21 protein-coding genes are annotated in these 25,281 nt (G+C 56.7%); 10 read left to right on the top strand and 11 right to left on the bottom strand.

All coding sequences use genetic code 11. From position 1 onward, the window contains the following. Nucleotides 1–105: 105 nt before the first annotated feature. The 3 genes from ABIC80_RS05560 to ABIC80_RS05550 all read left to right on the top strand — a co-directional run bounded on the left by ABIC80_RS05560 (nt 106) and on the right by ABIC80_RS05550 (nt 1,761). Nucleotides 106–402, top strand: a complete 297-nt coding sequence (locus tag ABIC80_RS05560) for a tlde1 domain-containing protein (protein WP_429175893.1) — start codon at nt 106–108, stop codon at nt 400–402. After that, nucleotides 368–652 (top strand): hypothetical protein, encoded by a 285-nt coding sequence (locus tag ABIC80_RS05555; RefSeq protein WP_429175891.1) that lies wholly within the window; start codon nt 368–370, stop codon nt 650–652. Before ABIC80_RS05560 ends, ABIC80_RS05555 begins: the two co-directional genes overlap by 35 nt. A gap of 140 nt (nt 653–792) precedes the next feature. Then, nucleotides 793–1,761 carry a YiiG family protein gene (locus ABIC80_RS05550; protein WP_263754620.1) on the top strand — a complete coding sequence of 323 codons (969 nt, stop codon included), beginning with the start codon at nt 793–795 and terminating at the stop codon, nt 1,759–1,761. Nucleotides 1,762–1,840: 79 nt separating this feature from the next. On the opposite strand, the gene ABIC80_RS05545 is transcribed toward ABIC80_RS05550, so the two are convergent. From ABIC80_RS05545 to ABIC80_RS05535, 3 genes are all read right to left on the bottom strand, one after another. Further along, nucleotides 1,841–3,532: a methyl-accepting chemotaxis protein gene (locus ABIC80_RS05545; protein WP_094419943.1), complete on the bottom strand. Its 1,692-nt coding sequence runs from the start codon at nt 3,530–3,532 to the stop codon at nt 1,841–1,843. Between the two features lie 152 nt (nt 3,533–3,684). Continuing rightward, nucleotides 3,685–4,803, bottom strand: coding sequence for an S-(hydroxymethyl)glutathione dehydrogenase/class III alcohol dehydrogenase (locus ABIC80_RS05540; RefSeq protein WP_200133581.1), 1,119 nt, complete (start codon nt 4,801–4,803; stop codon nt 3,685–3,687). Between the two features lie 31 nt (nt 4,804–4,834). Beyond that, complete coding sequence (locus ABIC80_RS05535; RefSeq protein WP_023478742.1) at nt 4,835–5,110, bottom strand: metal/formaldehyde-sensitive transcriptional repressor; 276 nt, start codon at nt 5,108–5,110, stop codon at nt 4,835–4,837. A gap of 429 nt (nt 5,111–5,539) precedes the next feature. On the opposite strand from ABIC80_RS05535, the gene ABIC80_RS05530 reads away from it, so the two are divergent. Next, nucleotides 5,540–5,881, top strand: coding sequence for an anti-adapter protein iraM (locus tag ABIC80_RS05530; RefSeq protein WP_148285608.1), 342 nt, complete (start codon nt 5,540–5,542; stop codon nt 5,879–5,881). A gap of 89 nt (nt 5,882–5,970) precedes the next feature. Here the strand turns inward: ABIC80_RS05530 and ABIC80_RS05525 are convergent, their stop codons facing one another. Together ABIC80_RS05525 and cybB are read right to left on the bottom strand one after the other, a co-directional pair. Beyond that, the gene (locus ABIC80_RS05525) at nt 5,971–7,296 is read right to left on the bottom strand and encodes an MFS transporter (RefSeq protein ID WP_076769880.1); all 1,326 of its coding nucleotides are present in this window, start codon (nt 7,294–7,296) and stop codon (nt 5,971–5,973) included. 221 nt (nt 7,297–7,517) lie between these two features. Continuing rightward, on the bottom strand, nt 7,518–8,051 hold the full coding sequence (gene cybB, locus ABIC80_RS05520; RefSeq protein ID WP_429175889.1) for a cytochrome b561: 534 nt from the start codon (nt 8,049–8,051) through the stop codon (nt 7,518–7,520). Nucleotides 8,052–8,222: 171 nt separating this feature from the next. Between cybB and ABIC80_RS05515 the strand changes: the two genes are divergently transcribed. After that, entirely contained in the window at nt 8,223–9,149 is a 927-nt protein-coding gene (locus ABIC80_RS05515; protein ID WP_429175887.1) for an alpha/beta hydrolase, read from the top strand. 31 nt (nt 9,150–9,180) lie between these two features. Here ABIC80_RS05515 and aldA read toward each other — a convergent pair whose 3' ends face one another. Then, nucleotides 9,181–10,620: an aldehyde dehydrogenase gene (aldA, locus tag ABIC80_RS05510; RefSeq protein WP_429175885.1), complete on the bottom strand. Its 1,440-nt coding sequence runs from the start codon at nt 10,618–10,620 to the stop codon at nt 9,181–9,183. A 200-nt stretch (nt 10,621–10,820) separates the two neighbouring features. Continuing rightward, nucleotides 10,821–11,621: a YdcF family protein gene (locus ABIC80_RS05505; protein ID WP_429175883.1), complete on the bottom strand. Its 801-nt coding sequence runs from the start codon at nt 11,619–11,621 to the stop codon at nt 10,821–10,823. A gap of 333 nt (nt 11,622–11,954) precedes the next feature. Between ABIC80_RS05505 and ABIC80_RS05500 the strand changes: the two genes are divergently transcribed. From ABIC80_RS05500 to ABIC80_RS05485, 4 genes are read left to right on the top strand one after another with little or no spacing between them, the layout of a single operon-like run. Beyond that, nucleotides 11,955–13,607: an MFS transporter gene (locus ABIC80_RS05500; RefSeq protein ID WP_429175880.1), complete on the top strand. Its 1,653-nt coding sequence runs from the start codon at nt 11,955–11,957 to the stop codon at nt 13,605–13,607. A 28-nt stretch (nt 13,608–13,635) separates the two neighbouring features. Then, a complete protein-coding gene (locus tag ABIC80_RS05495; protein WP_429175877.1) occupies nt 13,636–14,721 on the top strand; it encodes an HlyD family secretion protein in 1,086 nt (361 codons plus the stop codon). After that, nucleotides 14,718–16,094 carry an efflux transporter outer membrane subunit gene (locus tag ABIC80_RS05490; protein WP_263754614.1) on the top strand — a complete coding sequence of 459 codons (1,377 nt, stop codon included), beginning with the start codon at nt 14,718–14,720 and terminating at the stop codon, nt 16,092–16,094. Before ABIC80_RS05495 ends, ABIC80_RS05490 begins: the two co-directional genes overlap by 4 nt. Before the next feature lie 26 nt (nt 16,095–16,120). Beyond that, a complete protein-coding gene (locus ABIC80_RS05485; RefSeq protein ID WP_094419950.1) occupies nt 16,121–16,780 on the top strand; it encodes an O-methyltransferase in 660 nt (219 codons plus the stop codon). Between the two features lie 433 nt (nt 16,781–17,213). Here the strand turns inward: ABIC80_RS05485 and hrpA are convergent, their stop codons facing one another. Further along, nucleotides 17,214–21,116, bottom strand: a complete 3,903-nt coding sequence (gene hrpA / locus ABIC80_RS05480; RefSeq protein WP_429175874.1) for an ATP-dependent RNA helicase HrpA — start codon at nt 21,114–21,116, stop codon at nt 17,214–17,216. Between the two features lie 203 nt (nt 21,117–21,319). Between hrpA and azoR the strand changes: the two genes are divergently transcribed. After that, the gene (azoR, locus tag ABIC80_RS05475) at nt 21,320–21,925 is read left to right on the top strand and encodes an FMN-dependent NADH-azoreductase (protein ID WP_429175873.1); all 606 of its coding nucleotides are present in this window, start codon (nt 21,320–21,322) and stop codon (nt 21,923–21,925) included. 31 nt (nt 21,926–21,956) lie between these two features. On the opposite strand, the gene ABIC80_RS05470 is transcribed toward azoR, so the two are convergent. From ABIC80_RS05470 to ABIC80_RS05460, 3 genes are read right to left on the bottom strand one after another with little or no spacing between them, the layout of a single operon-like run. Next, nucleotides 21,957–22,286, bottom strand: coding sequence for a YdbL family protein (locus tag ABIC80_RS05470; RefSeq protein WP_429176484.1), 330 nt, complete (start codon nt 22,284–22,286; stop codon nt 21,957–21,959). Nucleotides 22,287–22,293: 7 nt separating this feature from the next. Continuing rightward, nucleotides 22,294–22,485 (bottom strand): YnbE family lipoprotein, encoded by a 192-nt coding sequence (locus ABIC80_RS05465; RefSeq protein ID WP_054803764.1) that lies wholly within the window; start codon nt 22,483–22,485, stop codon nt 22,294–22,296. Continuing rightward, entirely contained in the window at nt 22,482–25,121 is a 2,640-nt protein-coding gene (locus ABIC80_RS05460) for a YdbH family protein (RefSeq protein ID WP_429175871.1), read from the bottom strand. The genes ABIC80_RS05465 and ABIC80_RS05460 overlap by 4 nt, the downstream gene beginning before the upstream one ends. Nucleotides 25,122–25,281: the final 160 nt, after the last annotated feature.

Raw genomic sequence — 25,281 nt, 5'->3', positions numbered from 1 at the left:
CACGATGTAATAATCCCGAAAAAACCGCTTTTTTAGGGGATTCATGCATTGAATATAACGAGTTTATAATCGCTCCTGGCGGCCTCAAAAGATCTCTAAAACAAATTGTTTCGCGGCGCTGAGTTTGGTCACTCCGATTGGTTTGCGCTCTATTATGACGATATCGGAATTGATGACTGGATGTGGGTTAAAGGTGTTCAGCGTGGAAATTTTCGCCTGCATCCAGGCGTTATCTCAGAAGGTTGTATTACGTTGAAAAACAGCAGTGATTTTGCAACGCTCCGCAAAAGGTTGCTTGAGACTCCGTTGATGGACGTTCCCTGCATGAGATATCTTAAAGCCCGCGGCTCAATTGAGGTTAAAAGTAATGGTTATAACGAAGTTTGTCCGACGGGCCGCTAAAACGGTCTTTTTTATTGTGCTGTTTTGTGTTTTTGCGCGGTTGATTAATTCATCTGCATTTATCAGCCTCGATACCGCTAATGCTTTTGCTGCCTGGCTTCATGGAAGCGCGAGTCAGGAAAATTACGATGATTTATGGTTTTTTACCGATGTCGGTTTGTCATTAATATCAGCCATCATTGCTTATAACATCGTGATGAAAGTTGGTCGCAAGATCGCGGGTCGATCCTCGATTAAAACTGAATATTAATCACCGCGAGCGAACATCCCCTCTCCCTACCAGATCCGGTAGTCTGCGCGAAGTGCATCATATATTGATGCTACGCTACGCAGCACTCACACCAGGTGGGTTCAAAAAAACACCATCATATGCTGAATATGGAGAAGGGAATGTTCGCAAAAACAATTGCTCGATCGCTGGCAGTTGCCGCCTGCTTGTTTGCGCTGTCGGCGTGTGACGATAAAAAAGCAGATGAGCCTCAACAAGCCTCGCAAAGCTCAGCAGAACAAGCTGAGATCACAAAATATAACTCTTATATTGAGGCGGCTAATATGTCCTCCTCCTCATTTGGTGAGCAGCTGGAGCAGTATAAAAAATATATTGCTCCTGCCTTCTCCGGTGAAAAGTCGCGGAGCGATCTCTTCTTCCCCGGTTCTGACACCACCATCCCTCGCGTCAAGGATCTGTTAGATAAAGCCCACGCGATGGAGCCAGCGATGAAAGATCTCGATGACTCGGCCACTCGCTACAGCGAAGCGCTGGGGCAGGCTGAACCCGTTAACCGCGAACTCTATAACTATATCAACTCCAAAACCTATAAAAGCGACAACGGTGACAAAGGCCGCGAATTGCAGCCGAAGTTTATTAGCGCAATGGAGAAAGTGGTTGTTGCGCAGGCAGATTTCTTAAATGCCATTGATAAAAAAGACCGTGAGCGTATTAAAGCCGAATACGAGAAAACGCCGAAAGATACCGCGGCTTATTACCGCATCGGCTCAATCTACTACCTGAAAGAGAGCATGGATGCCGCCAGCGGCTTTATTAATGGCGAAGGGTTAGGCGATAAGAAAGACGCCTTTAAAAAATCCCTCGATCAGTTCAACGACGCACTGACTGCGTATGACGCCAAAATGCGTGAGAGCAACAAAAAAGGGTGTTCAAGCCTGATCTTCACCGCTAACTCCTATCTCTCTACCGGTCGTGATGTCATTAGTCACACCGAAGATGGCACCTACGAAAAAGAGGCGAATGAGCCGAAGCAGTTCCACATGATGCAATCTACGCAGGGAAATGATGTTCGCGATCTGATGCAGCATTACAACAACGTCATCAACGCGATCAATGTCGGCACCTGCTAAGTTACGGCGTGCCTTAACGACAAAATAAAAGAGGCCGGATTATCCGGCCTCTTTTTTTATCTTAACTTTTATCTCAACGTCAGAAGGTTTCCCAGTTATCGCCGCTCGCCAGTGCCGGGCGCTGCGGGGTAAAGGGTTTTGCCGTCGGCGTGGCGCTGCTCTGGCGCTGCGCCTCTGCGCCGTTCAGCCGGAATGCCCCAACCGCCTGCGTCAGACGTGCGGCCTGCTCTTCCAGCGAGGTGGCGGCGGCGGTAGCTTCTTCAACCAGCGAGGCGTTCTGCTGCGTCACATTATCCATTTCGGTGATTGCCTGGCTTACCTGCGTGATGCCTTTGCTCTGCTCATCCGATGCGGCGGCAATCTCCAGCATGATATCGGTCACGCGTTTAACGGCGGTCACGATCTCATCCATCGTTTCCCCGGCGGAAACCACTTCGCCGGAGCCCTGCTCAATCAGGCTGACGGACTCGCTGATCAATGCTTCAATCTCTTTCGCCGCCTGAGCACTGCGGCTTGCCAAAGTACGCACTTCGCTGGCAACGACGGCAAAGCCGCGACCCTGCTCACCAGCACGCGCAGCTTCCACTGCGGCGTTGAGCGCCAGAATATTGGTCTGGAAGGCGATGCTGTTAATCACGGCGGTAATTTCAGAGATTTTGCGTGAACTGGTGGTGATATTACCCATGGTCTGCACGACGCCGGAGACAATCTGACCGCCTTTCGTCGCTTTGCCCGACGCGTCGCGCGCCAGACCGCTGGCGTGATGGGCGTTATCCGCATTCTGTTTCACGGTTGCAGTGAGCTGCTCCATGCTGGCGGCGGTCTCTTCAATCGCTGCCGCTTGCTGCTCGGTACGCGAAGAGAGATCGGTATTACCGGCAGAGATTTCGCTGGTCCCGCGGTAGATCTCTTCAGCACCCTGGCGCACGGTGGCGACGGTGGTAACCAGAGAGTGCTGCATCGCCTGCAGATCGTGGCTCAGACGCCCAATCTCGCTGCGGCCTGTCGGTTCGTCCGGCAGCGTCAGATCGCCGGAGGCGATACGTGAAATACGCTGGGCAGCGCGCTGCAACGGATTAATAACCACACGACGCAGTACGGTAAAGGTGATGATGGTCAGCACCAGCGCAAAAGCAAACGCGGCGGCCATAAAGATCAGGCCAAGCTGCGTGCGGCTGTGGGCTTCCTCTTTCAGGTGCTGCGCGCGTTCGGTGCGGATCTCAATCGCTTTCAACAATACGGCGTTGTAGGCATCATCCAGCTGGCGCGCCTGCTCGCTTTCATGGTTGATAATCGCTTCAAACATGCCGTTTTTGGCATACTTCAGCATCGGCTGCAGCCCGGCAGTGTAGGCGTCGAAACGGGCGGTAAGATCGTTATCCAGCGTCAGGTCAGCCTCGGTTTTCACCGGGCGATCCATATATTGTTTAAAGTTTTCCTGCGACTGTTTAATGCGCTTTTCCGCTTCGGCGATGTTGGTTTTCACATCCTCCATTTCGGCGATACGGCTTGCAGCACCTGCGTGAATCAATTTAATTCGGGCGACGCGAAGGTTGTTGGAGCTGTTAGATAATCCCATGCGCACCTGGATCTCCTGCGTCACATCCTGCTGATCGCGGTCGGCTTGCATCAGGAAGTAGCCCGCTAAACCGGAACTTAAGGCAAATAGCACCAAAATGCCGGAAAGGATAAAGGAAAATAGGGGAACCAGGCGAATATTGTGCATAAAACCAATGCCTTGTGTTTGTTGCATTGCTGCTTTGTTATCCATGGCGTCGACTCTCGTATTAGTCTGCTAAGTACAAAGGAATGATATATAGGCATCGGCAATAATTGGATTTTTCTTATGGTGAAAAGCGCAACGGCGGTCACAGATTCGGAGTTTGGTTGCGCCAGCGGAGGGCCCGCTGGCGCGAAGGGAGATTACTTTTCGCCAAAATGGATCACGGTGCGGATCGATTTGCCTTCATGCATCAGATCGAAAGCTTCGTTAATTTTATCCAGCGGCAGGCGGTGAGTGATGAACGGGTCGAGACGGATTTTGCCCGCCATCGCATCTTCCACCATGCCCGGCAGCTGGCTGCGGCCTTTAACGCCACCAAATGCGGAACCGCGCCATACACGACCGGTGACCAGCTGGAACGGACGAGTGCTGATCTCCTGACCTGCGCCCGCCACACCGATAATGACGCTTTCGCCCCAGCCTTTATGACAGCACTCAAGCGCCGCGCGCATGACATTCACGTTGCCAATACATTCAAAGCTGTAATCAACGCCGCCATCGGTCATTTCCACAATCACTTCCTGAATCGGGCGATCGTGATCTTTCGGGTTGATAAAGTCGGTCGCGCCCATCTCTTTCGCCAGCGCGAATTTATCCGGGTTGGTATCAATTGCCAGGATGCGGCCCGCTTTTGCCTGTACCGCGCCCTGAATGGCTGCAAGCCCGATACCGCCGAGGCCAAAGATGGCAACCGTATCGCCCTCTTTTACTTTCGCCGTGTTATGTACCGCGCCAATGCCGGTGGTAACGCCGCAACCCAGCAGGCAGACCTTATCCAGCGGCGCTGCTTCGTTGACCTTCGCCAGAGAGATCTCTGCACAGACGGTATATTCGCTGAAGGTGCTGGTACCCATGTAGTGATAGATCGGCTCACCGTTATAGGAGAAACGGGTGGTGCCGTCCGGCATCAGCCCTTTACCCTGCGTGGCACGCACGGCCTGGCAGAGGTTGGTTTTGCCCGATTTACAGAATTTGCACTCGCCACACTCGGCGGTGTACAGCGGAATAACATGGTCGCCCGGCTTCAGGCTGGTAACGCCCTCGCCCACTTCCACAACGATACCGCCGCCTTCATGACCGAGCACCGCCGGGAAAACGCCTTCCGGATCGTCACCAGAGAGGGTAAAGGCATCGGTATGGCAAACACCGGTGTGCGTAATGCGTACCAGCACTTCCCCTTTTTTGGGTGGCGCAACGTCGATTTCGACAATCTTGAGGGGTTGGCCTGGCCCGAAGGCTACAGCTGCACGTGATTTCATCTCGCTTTCCTTTTTATGTATACGGTGTTGCTTATTTTAGATAAGAGCGTAGCAGATGGCCGACTTCTGCCATCCGCACTGCGCGTTGATCGGCGGTGGTCTCGCCGGCGACCAGCTCATCTTTCAGGTGAATTTCAACCATTTCGCCCATCAGGCCATTGGCTGCGCCGCGCACGGCGGCGATTTGTTGCAAAATTGCGATGCAGGGTTCGCCGTTTTCCAGCGCCCGCTCCAGCGCGTCAACCTGGCCGCGAATACGCCGCACCCGCGTCAGTACGCGTTTTTTATCTTCAGGTGAATGGGGCATAGAACCTCCTGGATACTATAGGGGGGTATGGTAACGTAGTGGCGATGGTCATGCAAACGACCGTTTAGGGGAGGAAAACGAGTATGGCTGTAAAAGCACCTGGGCGGTAAATGGTGTTAATTATCCTGCTCGTCGCTTGACGCCCTGCGGGATTAATTATGAATTGATAACTCGCTAGCATCACAAAAGATAATAGTTTAAAGGGAGTTTTCGCCTGCCAGCAAAATAACCATATATTAACTCAGGTTATTAATTTCACAGAACACTTTCCCCGTTAGCATGTTTCAGCGCACAACTTAGCGTAAAAATTTTTAAATATTATTCTCGTTTAGCATATTGAACTTAAATTAACGTTTCGCTTAGGTTCTTTCTATATTGTTTGCTAAGATTCTTCCTGGCGAATGAGTAGATATTATGTAAGGAAGATGTATGCGCTGGAATATTACGGATATGTTAGTTTCCCCTGCCACAGGCACGGCATTTGCTTTAGCCAGGACACAGCAGGACAAAGCGGTGATCGTCTGGTACCGGGGCCACTATTTCCTGCGCCCGGGGAATATATTAGTTACTGATTCAAAAGGAATTATCATAGATGGCAGAATGCATGAATTCAAAGTTATCCATACCATGCCCTATTTCCCAACCATCTGGAATACTTTAAAAAATAGTTGCTCATGTCCAGGGAATGATAATATTTCTTTACGCGAATGTGATAAACAAAACGAATGCTTATTTCCGCTGTGCCCCTATGGGATAAAACTTTCCACCTAAGCGCTTTCGCAGCGGATATATTATATTTCACACTGAGAATATATCGATCATTTTATAACCCGGCGAGATAATCCCCACCGGGCATTATTTTAACGTTTTAAAGGTTGTCCTGCCGTTTCACGGGCGCGCATCACCGTGATGAAGGTGATTAACGCAGCCCCCATGACATAGAAGGCGGGTGAAAACTTATCGCCTGTCGACGTGATAAGCCACGCGGAGAACCACGGCGTGATGCCGCCAAAGAAGGCGACGGCAAAGTTATAGGCAATCGACAGGCCGCCGTAGCGCACGTTGGTTGGAAAGAGCTCGGCCATCGCCGCCGTGCAGGCGCCATCAAAAGCCGCGATAAACGCGCCGAGCATAACCATCGCCAGCACCGCTGACAGCACATCGCCATTGGCCATGATCATCATCGCCGGGTAACTCAGCAGAATAAACCCCGCACAACCCGCCAGCATCAGCGGCTTACGGCCGTACTTGTCAGAGAGATAACCCATAAACGGCACCAGCACCGCAACGGAGAAGAGGCCAATGGTGGTGATGGCGTAAGCGTTTAATTTACTGAAATGAAGCTCCGTGGCGAGATAGCTCGGCATAAACGTTTGTAGCGTCCAGTGCCCCACCGCTTTGATCACCACAAACCCGACACAGAAGAGCAGCGCGCGCCAGGCGGTGGTTACCGCTTTGCGCAGCGGTGCGGTTTCAATTTGCCCGCTTTTCATCGCCTCAAGAAACTCCGGCGAATCTTCCAAATGCCTGCGCAGATAGAGCCCAACCCAGCCGAGCGGCCCGGCGATCAGGAAAGGGATGCGCCAGCCCCAGTCGTTCATTGTGCTTTCACCGAGCGCCGCGGTGAGCAGAAACACCAGCCCGGAGCCGACGACGAATGCCATAAAACCAAAGTTGTCGATCCAGCAGGTGAAATAGCCGCGTCTGGCGGTCGGGGCGTACTCTGCCAGATACGTTGTTGCGCCCGAGCTTTCACCGCCTGCGGCAAAGCCCTGCACCAGGCGGGTAATGACCAGCAGTACCGTGGCGGTGATCCCAATCTGGTGATAGGTCGGCAGCAATCCCATCACAAAAGTTGCCCCCGAGGTGAGCAAAATCACCGTCGCCAGCACCTTCTGCCGCCCTTTGCGATCGCCCAGCGAGCCGAAGAATAGCCCACCGAGCGGGCGCATGATAAATCCGGCACCAAACACCGCGAAAGATGAGAGCAGCGCAACGCTGGGGCTGGAGGATTGAAAAAATTGCAGACCGATAATTGCCGCCAGCGTGCCGTAGAGACCGAAATCGAACCACTCCACAAAATGCCCGATGCCGGTGGCAAGCAGAACTTTACGTAGTTTGCGCGATCCGCCGGCCTGCGCATCGGCAGCCACCCGGTCGAGTGATTCCTGTACTGGCTGTGTCATTTGCCTCTCCCGCTCTCGATAGTGTTTCTATAATAGATATACTATCTACACTGCTTGTTCGAATTTCGCCCACAGGCGATGATAGAAAATGTGATTTCTCCCCAGCTTTTTCTTACAAAAATCAGGCGGGATCACAGCATTCTGGGGCAAGTTACGCAAAAACGGGTAAGAAATTTCGCAGGATGTGCAGCCCGGTCACGGATGTCACCGGGCAGAAGACGTTATCGTTCGCGCTTTTTCGGCATCATACGCAGCAGCGTATTGTCCTTGAAGAAGTAATGGTGCAGCAGTGCGGCAGCGGCATGCAGGCCAACAATAAAGTAACCGAGCGTGGCGAGAAGCTCATGGTACTCCTTGAGCGTGTCGACCAGATCGAAATTAGCCTCGGCGGCGTGGGGCATCGGCAGGCCGAAGGCGATCCACGGGCCGCCGCGGTTGTACATCATTAGCAGGCCCAGCAGCGGCAAGGCGATAAACAGCAGATAAATCGCCAGATGCCCGAGGTGCGCCAGCCCGGTCATCATCGCGGAGGGTTTCGGCGTAATAGGCGGTGCCGGATATTTTAGCCGTACCAGTAACCGCGCAACCATCAGCACGAGAACAGAGATACCGCAGGAGACATGGACAATATTGAAATATGGCCGGTAACTGCGCGGCGCAAATCCGCGAAACTCCATGGCGCAGTATGCGCCGACGACCAGCAGCACCACCAACCAGTGGATGGCGATCTGCGGGCCGGAATAGTTGCTACGCATAAGAAACCCCTGAAAGAACGAACCGGCCTTCAACATAACGGGGTTTCCTTAAAAATTCATTAACTTTTCTGTATCACTTTTCAGCCACTTAGCGCGTACGCAGCGCGTGTGGTTTGCGCAGTAAAACCCGACAACGCAATACTGAATAAGTACAAAACATAAGGAGCCTGTGTGGATAATCTGACGCCGCAAACACTACTGAGTTTAATGGAGGACGCCGTCGCGCGCGCCATCACGTTTCCCGTCTGGCCGCAGGGCGAAGCGCCAGGAGCGAAGGTCAGCCCGGTACAATTTCAGCTGGAAACAGAACATACCGGCCCCTCGCCGTTCGATCGCTCGGTGACGGGCGTGCGGGCACCGGAAATCACCGTTTATGCGCCACAGCACCCTAACGGTGTTGGCATTCTGGTCACGCCCGGCGGCTCTTATCGCCGCGTGGTGCTGGATAAAGAGGGCAGCGCCCTCGCCCCTTTCTTTAATGAACGCGGTTATACCCTATTTGTGATGACCTACCGCTTCCCCGGTGATGGCCATGCGGAGGGGGCAGACGCGCCGCTGGCAGATGTGCAGCGGGCAATGCGCCTTATCCGCGCCCAGGCGGAGCGCTGGCAGCTTGATGCCGACAAACTTGGCGTGATGGGCTTTTCCGCTGGCGGCCATGCGGCGGCGAGTCTCGGCACACGTTACAACGATTCGGTCTATACGCCGCTGGATGCTATCGATGAGCAGAGCGCGCGCCCGGCGTTTATGGCGCTGGTCTACCCGGTGATCACTATGCATGCCGATATCGATCATCCGATGTCGCGCCAGCAACTGATTGGCGATACGCCCGATGAGACGCAGATCCGCCGCTACTCCGCCGAGGAGCAGGTCAACAGCCAGACGCCGCCGACCTTTTTACTGCATGCGGTCGACGACCCGGCGGTAAAAGTGGAAAACAGCGTGGTGATGTTCTCCGCACTGCGCCGCCTCGGCGTGCCGGTGGAGATGCATCTGTTTGAGCAGGGAAAACATGGGTTTGGTATTCGCGATGCGCTGGGCTTGCCGGTTGCCGTCTGGCCGGAGTTAATGATGGCGTGGATCGAAACTAAGGTGTGAAAACGCCCCCGCGACTGCGGGGGCAGGCTTATCACGATTGCAGGTAAACCACCTGGGTTTGCAGATATTCATTCAGGCCGTGGCGGCCATCCGCGCCGCCAATGCCGGATTTGCGCCAGCCCGCGTGGAAACCCTGCATCGCTTCAAAGTTCTCGCGGTTGATGTAGGTTTCGCCGAACTTCAGCCCGCGCACCGCTTTCATCGCCTGGTTGAGATCGCGGGTGTAGATCGAAGAAGTGAGGCCATAGTCGCTGTCATTGGCCATCGCCAGCGCTTCATCAAGCGTGTCGAATGCGACTACCGGCAGCACCGGGCCAAAGGTCTCCTCGTGCATAATCGCCATCTCTTGATGTACATCCAGCAGCAGCGTCGGCGGAAAGAAGTAGCCTTTTCCTTCAACTTTTTCGCCGCCAAGGGCAACCCGCGCCCCTTCCGCGACGGCGCGCGCCACCTTCTCCTCCACCCGCTGCAAAGCCGCAGCATTGATAAGCGGCCCCATGGCGATATCGCTGCGTTGCGCCGGATCGCCAAACTGCACCGCTTTCATCGCTTCGCCGAGGCGGTTGACGAAACGGTCATAAATCCCCTTCTGCACATAGACGCGCTCGGCACAGTTACACACCTGCCCGGTGTTGATCACTCTTGAATCAACAATCGCTTTCACCGCCAGCTCAAGGTCGGCATCGTCGAGCACAATCGCTGGTGCTTTACCGCCCAGCTCGAGGCACACTTTGGTGATATTTTTCGCCGCCGCCGCCATGATTTTCTCCCCCGCGCCGACGCTGCCGGTCATGCTGACCATCGCCACTTTCGGGTTACCCGCCAGCTCCTGTCCGACGGTTTCGCCGCGCCCGAGCACCAGGTTGAAGACCCCTTTCGGTAAGCCAACCTGCTCAACGATTTTGGCGAATGCAATAGCGTTACTCGGAGTAAATTCGCTGGGTTTGATGACAATGGTGTTGCCAGTGATAAGCGCAGGAGCCATTTTGCGGGCGATAAGGAAGAACGGGAAGTTCCACGGCAGAATGCCGGTGGTCACGCCCAGCGCGCGCTTGAAGACAAAGATATTCTCGTTCGGGCGGTCGCTTTGCAGGATCTCGCCTTCGTAACGGCGCGCCCACTCGGCCATATAGTCGATGTAATCGGCGGTGAAAGAGACTTCGACATCGGCGAGCTGCTGGATTTTGCCCCCTTCGGCGACAATCAGTGCGCTGATCTCGCTGGCTTTATCACGAATGCCGGCGGCGATTTTTCGCAGCCAGCCGGCACGCTCAATGGCGGGCAGCGATTCCCAGCCGGGCTGTGCCCGCTCGGCGGCCTCGATGGCTTTACGTGCATCTTCGGCGCGTCCGTCTGGAATACGCGCGAGAACCTCTTCCGTTGCCGGGTTGATCACATCAAGCCAGCCTTCGCCCTGCCAGCTGACAAATTGCCCATCAATAAACATCGGGTGTTGTACGGGTGCTGTCATGATCTGCTCCTGTAATGGCATTGTTTTTAAAAAGCTAACGCGTTGTTAAAAATCTATCGCCGCAGCGGGCGATGCCGAGGCTCAGGAGCAACTTTTGTGAGGGAACGCAAAAAAGCGGTGGGAAAAGCGAACAAAAAATTATGCGTTTAAAGGATGGCGCTGCCCGTTTGCGCCACAGCTGACGCAAACGGGCATTGCCCTTACAGCGCGCGCTGGGATAAGGCCTCGGTGAGCTGAGAATCCGCCTGCAGGGTTTGCCAGGCCTGCTCAATCTCCGGCGGGAACTCGATATGCGCCAGGTAATCGCGGCCGTTAGGGCCATACCCGTTCGCGTCATCCCGCAGGCGCGGCACTTCCCCCATCACCAGCGAAAGATAACGCTCAACGGGCCATAATCCGCGTACGCGAGGCTGGAAAGCCAGCCCATCCGGCGTATTGGTCAACCGTGGCGTAAAGCCCGGCCAGCTGAACCAGTGCGGTGCGTTAGTACACTGCTGGCTGGCGCGGGCAAAAGTCGCCATCGTACGCCGCTGCATGGTCGGGTCCTGAACGATCACCGCCGTTTTCGGCGCGATGTGCTGGCTTATCAACATATCGAGGCTGAAACGGGCATTCTCGCCGCTGTTGGTTGATCGGTCTTCAATCAGTAGCTGGCTCTCATCAATTTTCCAGAACTGTCGGGCGATGTCGGCGAGAATAGCCGCTTCGCCGCGCCCGGTGGTGCGAATCACGTTATAGCGTGGATGGCGGGCAATGGCTGAATAGAGGAATGTCGTTGAATGGCCCAAACCGCCGCTAATCAGCAGCGGTGTTTTTTGCGCCGCCGCCAGCCCGCAGGCCGCTTCAATGGTCGGAATAACGGCATTACCCGCCAGGATCACCACATCTGCCCGCACCGGCGACGGTTTGCCGGTGAAGTCATTTTGCGCCAGCCATTCACCGAGCGTATTAACGGCGGCAAGCGTCGGCTCAGGCAGAGCGGGAAATGTTGTTTTAAGCATGGAAACCTCCTTCACATTGCTGTCTCAAGCCTAACCGCACGCCGGAAGCTGAACAGAGGATCTCTCCTAATCGCGGTTTCACCCCCTGCGCACCGCACAAAAAGAATACTTTTCGTGACAACGTCACACATTAAATGACTATTTTTACTCGCTTCCCCTACTGCGATGCAGCGCGTAATCTATATTTTTCTTATGCACTTGCATTGCATTTATGGGCGCACGTAGAATCGTTAGCCCCCTAACTATTCAGTAAGATAATCTTTAGGTCTTCATGCATAACCACACTCGCTCTTTTTCTGTGCCGTCTATCGTTACCCATGAGGTCAAAAAGTAATGTCTGAACCCAAACGCGACCCCTACGCGCCGCGTGAATGGGCCGCTCATGAAAAGCCGATGCTGCTCGGCTCTCCCTCAACGCCCTGGCACAGCACGCCGCGGCGCATCGCCTATGGCATCGTTGGTTTGCTGGTCTCCATGACCGGCGCACTGGGTAATGCGATGGTGACGGCGAACCTGCAAAATTTGCAGGGCACCTTTGCCGCCTGGTCAACGGAGATCGCCTGGCTCCCGGCGGTGTACGTGATGACCAACGTCTCTATCAACCTGCTGCTAGTGAAGTTTCGCCAGCAGTATGGCCTGCGGGCATTTACCGAAGGGTTTCTGGTGCTCTATGTGCTGGTCACCTTTTTCCATCTCTTTATTAACGATCTCAGTTCCGCGCTGTTTGTGCGCGGGGCTCACGGCATGGTGGCCGCCGCGCTCAGCTCGCTTGGGATCTACTACCAAATTCAGGCCTGGCCGGCGAAGCACCGCCTGAAAGCGCTGACCATCGGTATTACCGGTTCGACGCTGGCGATCCCGATTGCCCGCCTCTTCTCTACCGAACTGCTGCAACTCGACGAGTGGCGCGGGCTCTATCTGTTTGAACTGGGGCTGGCGCTCATCTCGCTGGGCTGCGTGATTGCCCTCAAGCTGCCGCCGGGCGACCGTAAAAAGGTGTTTGAGAAGAAGGATTTCATCACCTTCTTTCTGCTGGCTCCCGGTATGGCGCTGCTCTGCGCGGTGCTCTCCCTCGGGCGTCTCGACTGGTGGTTTGAAACCCCATGGCTCGGCTGGGCGCTGGCCGGTGCGCTGGTGTTAATCGTCTCGGCGATTGTGTTTGAGCACAACCGGAAGAACCCGCTGCTCAACACCCGCTGGCTCTCCAGCGGCAGTATTGTGCGCCTCGGCCTGATTATGCTGCTGATCCGCATTGTGCTTGCCGAGCAGAACACCGGGGTTTTTGGCTGGTTGCAGTATGTTGGCCTGCAAAACGAACAGATGACCCGGCTGGCGTGGTCGATTCTGGCCGGGATTATCTGCGGGATTGTCGCCAGCTGCCTGACCATCAAACCGCAGCGCCTCGGCTGGCCTATTCTCACCGCGCTGGCGCTGATGATTGTCGCCTCGCTGATGGATAGCCAGTCAACCAGCCTGACGCGCCCGGATCAGTTGATGATAAGCCAGTTCCTCTTCGGCTTTGCCAGCGCCTTTTTTATCGCCCCTGCGATGCTGGCCGGGATTGGCGGCGTCATTGCCGAACCGCGCAATCTCGTCAGCTTCTCGGTGCTGTTTGGTATGAGCCAGAATATCGGCGGGCTGATGGGCTCGGCGATCCTCGGCACCTTTCAGACGTGGCGCGAAAAGTACCACTCGAGCATGCTGGCGGATCAGCTCACCACTCTTAACCCGCTGGTCAATGAGCGCCTGCAACTCTACAGCCAGATGTACCAGAGCATGATAGGCGATAGCAGCCTGCTCAGCGTGCAGGCGGTAACCCAGTTGCAGACCGCCTCGACGTTACAGGCGACGATACTGGCTTATAACGACACTTATATGCTGACGGCGAGCGTCGCTGCCGCCACGCTGTTATGGATTGCATGGCGTTTGCTGCGCCTGCGTATTACCGCTCGTCTGGCCCTGAAACGGGCCACGGGTAGCAAATAATAATGATGACATTACTGGAGTTCTTACTATGAGCCAGCAGGACGCAGCAGCTAAAGAGCAGGCAAGTACCCGCAGCAATGTGCGCGTGGTGTCCCTTTTTACCGCCGCGGCGATCGTGATCGTCGGCGTGCTGGTGATCCTTTACGCCTGGCAGTTGCCGCCGTTTACGCGCCATACGCAGTCGACGGATAACGCCTATGTGCGCGGGCAGACGACGTTTATCAGCCCGCAGGTCAATGGCTATATCACCGAAGTGCCGGTGCAGGATTTCGTCAATGTGAAAAAGGGCGACCTGATTATGCAGATTGACGACCGCATCTATCGTCAGCGCGTCGATCAGGCAAAGGCAACGCTGGCGATGAAGCGCGCCGCGCTGGAAAACAACCTGCAACAGCGCAAAAGCGCGCAGGCGGTGATCGCGCGTAATGAAGCGGCGCTCGCCAGCGCCAAAGCGCAGAACTTGCAGGCGCAGGCGGATTTAAAACGCGTCAAAGCGCTGACGGCGGACGGTTCCCTCTCTGTTCGCGAGCGCGATGCCGCGCTGGCAACTGCCGCACAGAACAGTGCTAATATCGCCCAGGCGCAGGCAACGCTGGAGATGTCGCGCCAGGATCTGCAAACCACCATCGTCAATCGCGCCTCGCTGCAGGCGGATGTGGAAAATGCCCAGGCGGCGCTGGAGCTGGCGCAAATCGATCTGCAAAACACGCGCATCGTCGCCCCGCGCGACGGCCAGCTTGGGCAGATCAGCGTGCGCCTCGGCGCATATGTCACTGCCGGGACGCATCTTACCTCGCTGGTTCCTGCCCAGCGCTGGGTGATTGCCAACCTCAAAGAGACGCAACTTGCTGATGTGGTTGTCGGCCAGCCGGTCACCTTCAGTGTCGATGCCCTTGATGGCCGCAGCTTTAACGGCCGTGTCGAGAGCATTTCACCGGCCACGGGCGTGGAGTTCAGCGCCATCAGCCCGGACAACGCCACCGGCAACTTTGTCAAAATCGCCCAGCGTATCCCGGTGCGTATTCAGGTGGAGGGCAAAGCCGATGAGATCGCCCGTCTGCGCCCCGGTATGTCCGTGCAGGTGCATATTGATACGCGGGGGGCGCAGCAATGAGGCGCTATCCGACGCTTATCGCGCTCAGCCTGCTGCTGGCGGGCTGCCAGTCGGTTGATGTGGAACGCGCGCAGCCGTCGTTACAGATCCCGGCGGCGTGGCGCAGCGAAAGCGGGCCGCTGAGTAAAGTCGACAGCGTCTGGTGGCGTAACTTTCACGACAACCAGCTCAACCGCTATGTCGATCAGGCCCTGCGTTATAACAGCGATGTGCTGGTCGCCCGCGAGCGGGTTAATGAGTACCAGGCGCGGGTCTATGCCGCCAACGGCGCGCTGTTCCCTGAAGTGGATATCGGTCTATCCGGCACCCGCGCCCGTTCACAATCTGCCGCCACCGGTCAGCCTGTGCACAGCACGCTCTATAAGGGCAATTTAACCGCCAGTTACGACGTCGATATCTGGGGGGCGAGCCGCAGCGCATCGCGGGCGGCAGAAGCCTCGCTGGAGGCGCAAAAAGCGGCGGCTGCGGCGGCCGATTTAACCGTTGCCACCAATGTCGCCTCCGGTTATCTCACCCTGTTATCACTCGACGAGCAGTTGCGCGTCACGCGCTCGACGTTAAAAGCGCGGGAAGATGCCTGGCGGCTCGCCCGGCGTCAGTATGAAACCGGCTATACCTCGCGGCTGGAGCTGATGCAGTCGGATTCGGAACTACGCGCAACGCGGGCGCAAATCCCGCAACTGGAGCACCAGATTAGCCAGCAGGAGAATGCGCTCAGCGTGCTGCTTGGCAGCAACCCGGGGGCAATCCAGCGCGGCGATTTCCAGGCACTGACGCCGCTGTCGCTGCCAGCGCAGTTACCGTCAACGCTGCTTAACCGGCGGCCGGATATCGTGCAGGCCCAGCGCCAGCTGGTTGCCGCCGATGCCGGGCTTGCGGTATCGCAGGCGAAACTGCTGCCCTCGCTCAACCTGACCGCCAGCGGCAGTATGCAGGACGACACCCTGCCCGGCCTGCTCGATAACCCGCTGCGGCTGTGGAACATCGGCGGCAGCATTCTGGCGCCGCTTCTGAACCGCCAGGCGCTGAATGCACAGGTGGATGTCTCCATGTCGCAGCGCAACCAGGCGCTCTATGGCTATGAAAGTACCGTGCGCAATGCGTTCAGAGAGGTGAATGACAGCCTGGATGCCATCACCCGCCTCGGCGAGCAGTTGACAGAACTGGAAGGTCAGCAGCAGGTGGCGGAAGAGACGCTGCGCATTGCACAAAATCGTTACCAGAACGGCTACTCCTCCTACCTGACGGTGCTTGATGCGCAGCGCACGCTCTTTAGCGCGCAGCTCAACGCCGTGCAGGTGAAAAATAATCTGTTACTGGCGCAGGTGGATCTCTATCGCGCGCTGGGTGGAGGCTGGTCCGGTATGCAGTAATTCTCAACAACACCAGGAGTTATGCTATGCAGCAGAAATGGTCCGCGGTAGATGAGTACTTAGCACAACAGCTTCTCCCTGAAGATGAGGTTCTGACGCAGATCCTCGCCAATAACCGGCGCGCCGGGTTACCTGAAATTGATGTTTCGCCAATGCAGGGTCAGTTGCTGGCGCTGCTGGTGCGGATGACGCGCGCTAAACGCATTCTTGAGATCGGCACGCTGGGCGCTTACAGCACGGTATGGATGGCGCGAGAGTTGCCCTCCGATGGTGAATTACTGACGCTGGAGTTCGATGCGTTACATGCCGCGATTGCCAGGGAGAACATCGAATTTGCCGGTTTAACCCGCCAGGTGAAAGTTAAAGAGGGCCCGGCGCTGGAAACGCTGGAATCTCTTGGCGAGCGCCCGCCGTTCGATCTGATCTTTATTGATGCCGATAAACCCAATAACCCGAACTACCTGAAGTGGGCGCTGCACTATTCGCGTCCCGGCACGCTGATTATTGGCGATAACGTGGTGCGCGACGGCGAAGTCACCAACCCCTCCTCCACCGATGACCGGGTGCAGGGGGTGCGCAAATTTATTGAGATGATTGGCGATAACCCGCACCTGACGGCGACGGCAATGCAGACCGTCGGCACCAAAGGATGGGATGGCTTTACGCTAGCATGGGTGAATTCGTAAAAACCGTAGGCCGGATAAGCGTAGCGCCATCCGGCAATCCTGCGCGGATGGCGAGCTATTCCATTTGGTAAGCCGTGGTTAACCGCCGGATGGCGGCTGGCGCCTTATCCGGCCTACAACACCATCGCATGCGGATGAATTCAATACCGTAGGCCGGATAAGCGTAGCGCCATCCGGCAATACTGCGCGGATGGCGAACTGTTCCGTTTACTAAGCCGTGGTGAACTGCCGGATGGCGGCTGGCGCCTTATCCGGCCTACAAACCCATCGCATGCGGATAAATTCGATACGTAGGCCGGATAAGCGTAGCGCCATCCGGCAATACTGCGCGGATGGTGAGCTATTCCGTTTGCTAAGCCGTGGTTAACCGCCGGATGGCGGCTGGCGCCTTATCCGGCCTACAAACCCATCGCGTGTCCGGCCTACAAAGACATTACGCGCTAATCTGCTCCATCGCCTGCAGGATGCGTTTGTCGGAGATGGGGTATGGCGTGCCGAGCTGTTGCGCGAAGAAGCTGACGCGCAACTCCTCGATCATCCAGCGAACCGCCTTCACCTCTTCATCATCACGACGCGCGGGCGGTAGCTTGTTAAGCCACTGCTGCCACGCCTGCTGCACCTGCTCCACTTTCAGCATCTGCGCGCGATCGCGGTGCGGATCGACCGCCAGCTTCTCCAGCCGCTTTTCAATCGCCTGCAGGTAACGCAGCGTATCGCCCAGGCGGCGGAAACCGTTGCCGGTGACGAAACCGCGATAGACCAGCCCGTTCATCTGCGCTTTGATATCCGACAACCCCAGCGCCATGGTCATATCAACCCGCCCTTTCAGACGCTTGTTGATATTGAACACCGCCGTCAGGATCTGCTCGACCTGTTTAGCGATCTCTACCACCGTGTCGTTGAGCTCGGCACGCACTTTCTCATGCAGCGCGGCAAAGCCCTCCTCCGTCCACACCAGGCCACCCGCTTCATCGATCAGTTTATCGATACCGCAGGCGATGCAGTCATCAATCAGCTCCAGCACTTTGCCGTACGGGTTGAAGTAGAGCCCCAGCTTGGCTTTGTTCGGCAGCTTCTCGTGCAGATACTTAATCGGCGACGGAATATTCAGCAGTAGCAGGCGACGAATACCGGCCCACATTGCATTCTGTTGCTCCTGCGGGTTATCGAACAGCTTAATTGCCACGCTGTCGCGCTCATCAACCAGCGCTGGCCAAGCCTTCACTTTGTAGCTGCCGCGCTTCTGCTCGTAGCTTTCCGGCAGCTGACCAAAGCTCCAGATATGCAGCCCGCTCTGTTCGATGCCGTCATCGGCCACCGCCGAGAGCGTCTCCTGCACTTTGCCCTTCAACTGCTCTTTCAGCTCGCTCAGGGAGCGCCCTTCGAGCAGCTTCTTATTCTTATCATCCACCACGCGGAAGGTGATTTTCAGGTGATCGGGCACCTGATCCCAGTGCCAGTCATCGCGGTCGACAGTCACGCCGGTCATGCGGCGCAGCTCGCGCTCCAGCGCGTCGAGCAGCGGCATCTCCAGCGGTGTTACGCGGCCTAAAAACGCTTCGGCATAGTTCGGCGCGGGGACAAAGTTGCGGCGCGTCGGTTTCGGCAACGATTTGATCAGCGCAATCACCAGCTCGCGGCGCAGGCCGGGGATCTGCCACTCAAAGCCGCTCTCCTCCACCTGGTTAAGCAGCGGCAGCGGAATGTGTACCGTCACGCCGTCGGCATCCGCGCCCGGCTCAAACTGATAGCTCAGGCGCAGCTTGAGGTTGCCCTGATGCCAGAAGTTCGGGTAATCAAGCTTGCTGACATTTTCCGCGCCCTCTTTGATCAGCATGCTCTTTTCGAAGTTGAGCAGATCCGGCGCTTCACGGCTCGCCTTCTTCCACCAGCTGTCGAAGTGGCGGGCCGAGATCACCTCATGACTGATGCGCTGATCGTAAAACTCAAACAGCGTCTCATCATCGACCAGAATGTCGCGGCGGCGGGATTTATGCTCCAGCTCTTCCACTTCGGCGCGCAGTTTCAGGTTGTCGCGGAAGAAGGCGTGGCGGGTTTGCCAGTCCCCTTCCACCAGCGCGTGGCGGATAAAGAGCTCGCGACACAGCGCCGGATCGATCTGGCTGTAGTTGACCTTACGCGCGGCAACAATCGGCAGACCGTAAAGCGTCACCTTCTCCATCGCCATCACGGCGCCCTGCGAGCGCTCCCAGTGCGGTTCGCTCCAGGAGCGTTTGATCAGATGCTGCGCAACCGGCTCGACCCACTCGGGATCGATGCGCGCGGCAATGCGCCCCCACAGGCGGCTGGTTTCTACCAGTTCGGCCACCATCGTCCACTTCGGCGGCTTCTTGAACAGACCGGAGCCAGGGAAGATGGAGAAACGGGCGTTACGCGCGCCGGTAAACTCCTGCTTATCGGCGTCTTTCATACCGATATGCGACAGCAGCCCGGTAAGCAACGCGATATGTATTTCGCGATACTCTGCCGGTTCGCTGTTGACCGGGATCCCCAGCTCTTTCACTACCTGGCGCAGCTGGGTGTAGATATCCTGCCATTCGCGCACGCGCAGATAGTTGAGGTAATCGACGCGGCACTGGCGGCGGAACTGGTTCGAGGAGAGCGCTTTCTGCTGCTCGCCGAGGTAGTTCCACAGGTTCACAAAGGCGAGGAAATCGGACTCTTTGTCGTGGAAGCGCTGATGTTTTTCATCCGAGGCCTGTTTCTTATCCATTGGCCGCTCGCGCGGATCCTGAATCGACAGCGCCGAGGTGATGATCATCGCTTCGCGCACGCAGCCATGTTTCTGCGCTTCCAGCACCATACGCGCCAGGCGCGGGTCGACAGGCAGTTGCGACAACTGGCGGCCGAGCGGCGTCAGTTTATAGGCGGTCTGCTGCTCGTCGGTGGCAATCGCGCCCAGCTCTTCCAGCAGGCGAACACCATCCTGAATATTGCGTTTATCCGGCGCTTCAACAAACGGGAAAGCGGCGATATCGCCCAGCCCCAGCGCGGTCATCTGCAAAATGACCGACGCAAGGTTGGTACGCAGGATCTCCGGGTCGGTAAACTCCGGGCGCGAGAGGAAATCATCTTCCGAATAGAGACGAATACAGATCCCTTCCGAGACACGGCCGCAGCGCCCTTTACGCTGGTTGGCAGAGGCCTGCGACACCGGCTCAATCGGCAGACGCTGCACTTTGGTACGGTAGCTGTAGCGGCTGATGCGCGCGGTACCGGGGTCGATCACATATTTAATGCCGGGCACGGTGAGCGAGGTTTCCGCCACGTTGGTTGCCAGCACAATGCGCCGCCCGCTGTGAGGCTGAAAGACGCGGTTCTGTTCGCTGTTAGAGAGGCGCGCATAGAGCGGCAAAACTTCTGTATGGCGCAGATCGCGTTTATTTAACGCCTCTGCCGTATCGCGGATTTCACGCTCGCCGCTCATAAAGATCAGAATGTCGCCGGCGCTTTCACGACCCAGCTCATCCACGGCGTCGAAAATCGCCTGGAGCTGGTCGCGCTCGGTATCATCTGCTTCTTCAACAATCGGGCGATAGCGCACTTCCACCGGATAGGTGCGCCCGGAGACTTCAATAATCGGCGCATTGTTAAAGTGGCGCGAGAAGCGCTCAGGATCGATGGTCGCCGAGGTGATGATGATTTTCAGATCCGGGCGGCGCGGCAGCAGCTCGCGCAGGTACCCGAGCAGAAAATCGATGTTGAGGCTGCGTTCGTGCGCCTCATCGATAATGATGGTGTCGTACTGCATCAGCAGCCGATCCTGCTGAATCTCTGCCAGCAGGATACCGTCGGTCATCAGCTTAACGAGGGTGTTGTCGCTGACATGATCGTTAAAGCGGACTTTATAGCCAACGCAGCCGCCCGGCTCGGTCTTCAGCTCTTCAGCAATACGGTTCGCCACGGAACGCGCAGCAAGACGGCGCGGCTGGGTATGGCCAATCAGCCCTTTGATTCCACGCCCCAGCTCCATACAGATTTTCGGCAGCTGCGTGGTTTTACCGGAGCCGGTTTCACCGGCGACAATCACCACCTGGTTATCGCGTACCGCTTCGAGGATCGCCTGTTTCTTCTGGCTGACCGGCAAGTTTTCCGGGTAGTCGATTACCGGTCGAGACGCTTCGCGCTGCGCCACTTTCGCCGCCGCCTGTGCTGCTTCTTCGGCGATCTGTCGTAACAAGGCCTGGTGAGATTCAGGATTTTTAACTTTCTTGCTGCCCTGCAGACGGCGGGCGAAGCGCTGTTTATCGCGCAACATCAGCGTGTCGAGCTGCGCGTAGAGATCGTTAATAGTCAATTTTTGTTGTTCAGTCATAGATTTATCGGGCAGAGCACTGCCGGGAAACTGGATCAGTTTGCAATGTGCGTAGAATAGCACATCGCAACATCCCTTTTCTTGTTCAAGAAATTCGAACATGGGCTTCGATATATTGCGCTATTCATGATTGTGGATTGTGAATAGAGTGTGACGAATTCACGGGGGCAACCCAGCGTAAATACAACAAAGGAAACAACCCAATGGGTAAAGTATTAGTTCTTAAATCCAGCATTCTGGCAGGGTATTCTCAATCTTCGCAGCTCTCTGATTACTTCGTTGAACAGTGGCGTGCAAAGCACGCTGATGACGAGATCACCGTGCGCGATCTGGCGGCAAACCCGATTCCGGTGCTGGACGGTGAATTAGTTGGCGCGCTGCGCCCGAGCGATGCGCCGCTGACGCCGCGTCAGCAGGAAGCGCTGTCACTCTCTGACGAGCTGATTGCTGAACTGCAGGCGCATGATGTGATTGTGATCAACGCGCCGATGTACAACTTCAACATCCCGACGCAGCTGAAAAACTACTTTGACCTGGTGGCGCGTGCGGGCGTGACGTTCCGTTACACCGAAAAAGGGCCGGAAGGTCTGGTTACCGGTAAACGTGCGGTAATCGTCTCCAGCCGTGGCGGTATTCATAAAGATACCCCGTCAGACGTCGTTGCCCCGTATGTGAAACTGTTCCTCGGCTTTATCGGCATCACCGACGTTAACTTTGTCTTCGCTGAAGGTATCGCCTACGGCCCGGAAGTGGCGGCAAAAGCGCAGGACGACGCGAAAGCGGCTATCGACAGCATCGTTGCCGCGTAAGCTTGCACCCTCTCACCTGCAGGTGAGAGGGTTAGTTTTCCTTTCGTAGCCACTTACCGTTAATGCCGCGCACATACTCACCCGGCTTTGCCCGCGCAACCAGCTTCTGCCCCGCCATATTGGCGACATCATCCACCGGAATATTGTTGCGATCTGCCAACTGCTGATAGCTCTCGGTACGCGCTTTATTGATGCGTTCAACCAGCGCCAGCGTCTCCTGATCCTGACGCAGCGGTGCGAGATAGCCGTTCAGCGTTTCGCCGACGCGGCCCTGGCTGCGCGCCTCATCCAGCGTGAGCGCCTGGGCGATGCCGCTTACCAGGCTTAGCGCGAGCAGTGCTCCTATGACTCGTTTTTTCATCATCGCCTCAGAAGAGATCGCTACGGGATTTCAGCAGGCTCTCCACATCTTTATCGACCTTGATATGGATCTCATGCTCAATTTTGACATTCATGTTGATGGTGATCGGCTCTTTCGGCGCCGCCACTTCAATCCGTGGCGTACAGCCAGCCAGCAGCGTTACTGCCAGCAGGCCTGGCACGATTTTCAGGGTTCTCATCTCTTTTCCTCGCACGACGTGCCCTTTTTGCAGCGCGTATCGGGCAGCGCCGCATGTTGCTCAAGCCATGACTGTAAGTTGTCAGCAAAACGCAGACTGCGCCATAGCGTGAACAGATTTTCCTGATGGGTGTAGTTGAGATTAACACGCCCGCTTTTCCCTTCGGCATAACTGGTGCCGGAGAGTTTCGCGCGCAGGGTTAACTGCCCCAGATTATCGACATCGATCTTCGTCCACGAGCGCGAAATTTCCATATAGCGCAGCCAGTTAATTGCCGCACCCGCTGCCATATGATCGTTGACGATAGCGTCCGCGGTGTTTTTATCGAGCCGCAGCGTCATCGGCCCCGGGTTATGCAGCCAGCCATCTTTGATGATCCAGCGTGGGTTATCGAGCCACAGCGGCAGCGCGCCGTCAACGGGGCCGGAGAGCGCGAACTGCTTCGGATTCACCGCGCTTATCACTTCACTCGCTTCAATATGCTTCAGGCGCAGCAGCGCCGCGTCGTGCTGCGGCAGGCGGAGCTGTTGCAGCGTCACTTTGCCACCCAGCACATCGACGCTGACATCGCTGAGGGTAAGCGGGTACTGCTCGCTGTAGGGCCACGTCCCCTGTAAATCGGCGGTGATATTTTTTGCCGTCACCTGATTGACCACTTCACCGATGCGCAGCGATACCGGGTGGCGCGTGCCCAGTTGCCAGCTGGCATCGCGGTAGCGGAACGGCAACACAAAGTCAACGCCGTGGATCTCGTTATCCGGCGTCCAGACGCTGCCATTTTTCAGCACGCCGTGACCGCCCGCTTCAAACCCCTGATCGGCTGCGGCGGAAAAGGCGACCTGCGCGTAGAGCGAGCCATCGAGCAGATTCATTTTCCACTCCGGCGGCACAAGCGGCTGGAACACGGTCAGGGATTGCTGTGGCCACCACGCCTGGCCGCGCAGGCGCTCGCCGTCCCAGCGACCATTCACCTGCACCGGGCCAATCGCTTCGGCGTTAAGCGCCCCTTTGAACTGGAAGCGTGTCGGCTCTGTGCCATCAACGCTGAAATGCAGGGTTGAGGGCGGTAAAACGCTGCCGCTGCTGAAGGTCGTTTTGCCCGCATCCAGCGTCAGAGCGCCGGTAAAGCGCGGTTTAGCCGCATTACGCAGCCAGCGCACCGGTTTATCCAGCACCAGCCTCGGCTTACTCATCTGCATGGCGCCATACTGCAGCTGATCAAAACCGGTAGAGAGTTCCGTTAAGGTGATGGCCTCGTCGCGCCACTCTCCCCGCCCGGCAACATCCCAGCGGGCGTGCATCGGCGTGAAATGACCATCGCCCCAGTAACGCCAGCGCCACAATCCATTATCCGGCAGGAAATCCTCCGCCCGGCCGTCGAGATGAAGGGTGAAGTCGCCGAGCGCATTCTCATGGGCGCGCAGAATGGCCTGCAACCGCCCGTCGATGCCGCGCTGCGTCAGGCTGACACCCGCCAGCGGCCAGCGCACCTCATCAATATTTAGCGAATCAATAATGCGCCCTCGTGAGCGCAGCAGCGCGCCGGGGCTGAAGGCCAGGTGCGGATCCTCAAGGCTACCGCTGAGGCGGCCGGGGAGCACGGCATAGAAGATCAAATCGCCCTGCTTCGCCTCACCGGTCAACTGCAACGGCATATCGCTGTTGCCAGGGCTGAGGCGTCCCGGCCCGAAGTTGAGCACGGCGTTACCTTTGCCGGCATCGCCTTGAGTTAAGGCATTTAATCGGCCGCTGATGCGCGCATTTTCAAGTCCGGCCTGCCAGTTGTCGATATTCACGCCGACACGTCCGCTTAACGGAAAGCCCTGATAGGGCCAGTTCCAGCGCCCGTCGCTGATGGCGAAGCGCTCTTCGCTCATCTGCCAGGGGAGATCCAGCAGTGGCTCCCCTTCGCCACGCGCCATCACAATCAGTTGCCCCTGGTTATCGCGCCAGTCGAGATCGACATCGAGGATGTGCGGCTGCTGCGGCAGCGTTAAAGTGCTCTCCATATGCCCGTTCACCGGGATGCCCGCAGGATCGTTGGGCAACGTAAATTCACCGCCAAGGGTGAATGGCGGCTGATCGCTAAACAGCTTTAGCGCCATGCGATTGACGTTCAGCTTCTGGCCCTGCAGGCGCGCATTCAGTTCGACGCGTTCACCCTGATAAGTGAGTGCCTGAACCTGCGGCGTCAGTGCTAGCGTGAGTTTGCCCTGCCACGTTTTCCACGGCGACACCGTCAGGCGATCGACGGTTACCCAGCTGTAAGGCAGCAGCGACTGCCACTGCGCCAGCGAACGCGGCGCGCTACTCTCTTCCTCGTTTTTGGCGAGTTTATTCAGGCATGCGGTGTTAATTACCAACGTATCGATATGCAACTGCCAGCGACTGGGATGGGTCAGCCGGGCATTGCGGAGCTCGGCGAGGGTACACTCACCGGCGATATAGCGTAAATCGGGGATATGCAGGGAGCGGAAGGTGATGCGCGGGCTGTCGCTCATGGCGATGCGCGTGTCGGCGGGCAACCAGATGCCGACCAGCGTCGGCACCCACTGCGCCAGCGTCAGTAGCAGCGTGAGCGGCAGCAGTATAAACAGTAGTGCCAGTGCGATGGCGGCCTTGTATTTACCCTTCATGGGCGGCTAATATCCTGATTTTGCATCTAATTGAGGCGAAACGGGCGTCTATTGTGCCACGTCGCGGCGCGATATTGAACGCACACGCCTCGTTAATCATAGACTGGCCGCTGCGTTTACCCCTAATGAGTGTTCAAGCGATGAGCCGCCGATCTCTCTT

This window comes from Kosakonia sp. 1610, from assembly GCF_050435845.1.
GTDB lineage: Bacteria > Pseudomonadota > Gammaproteobacteria > Enterobacterales > Enterobacteriaceae > Kosakonia > Kosakonia cowanii.
Note: the sequence above shows the minus strand (reverse complement) of the source record. Positions and strands in the feature narration are given on the sequence as shown.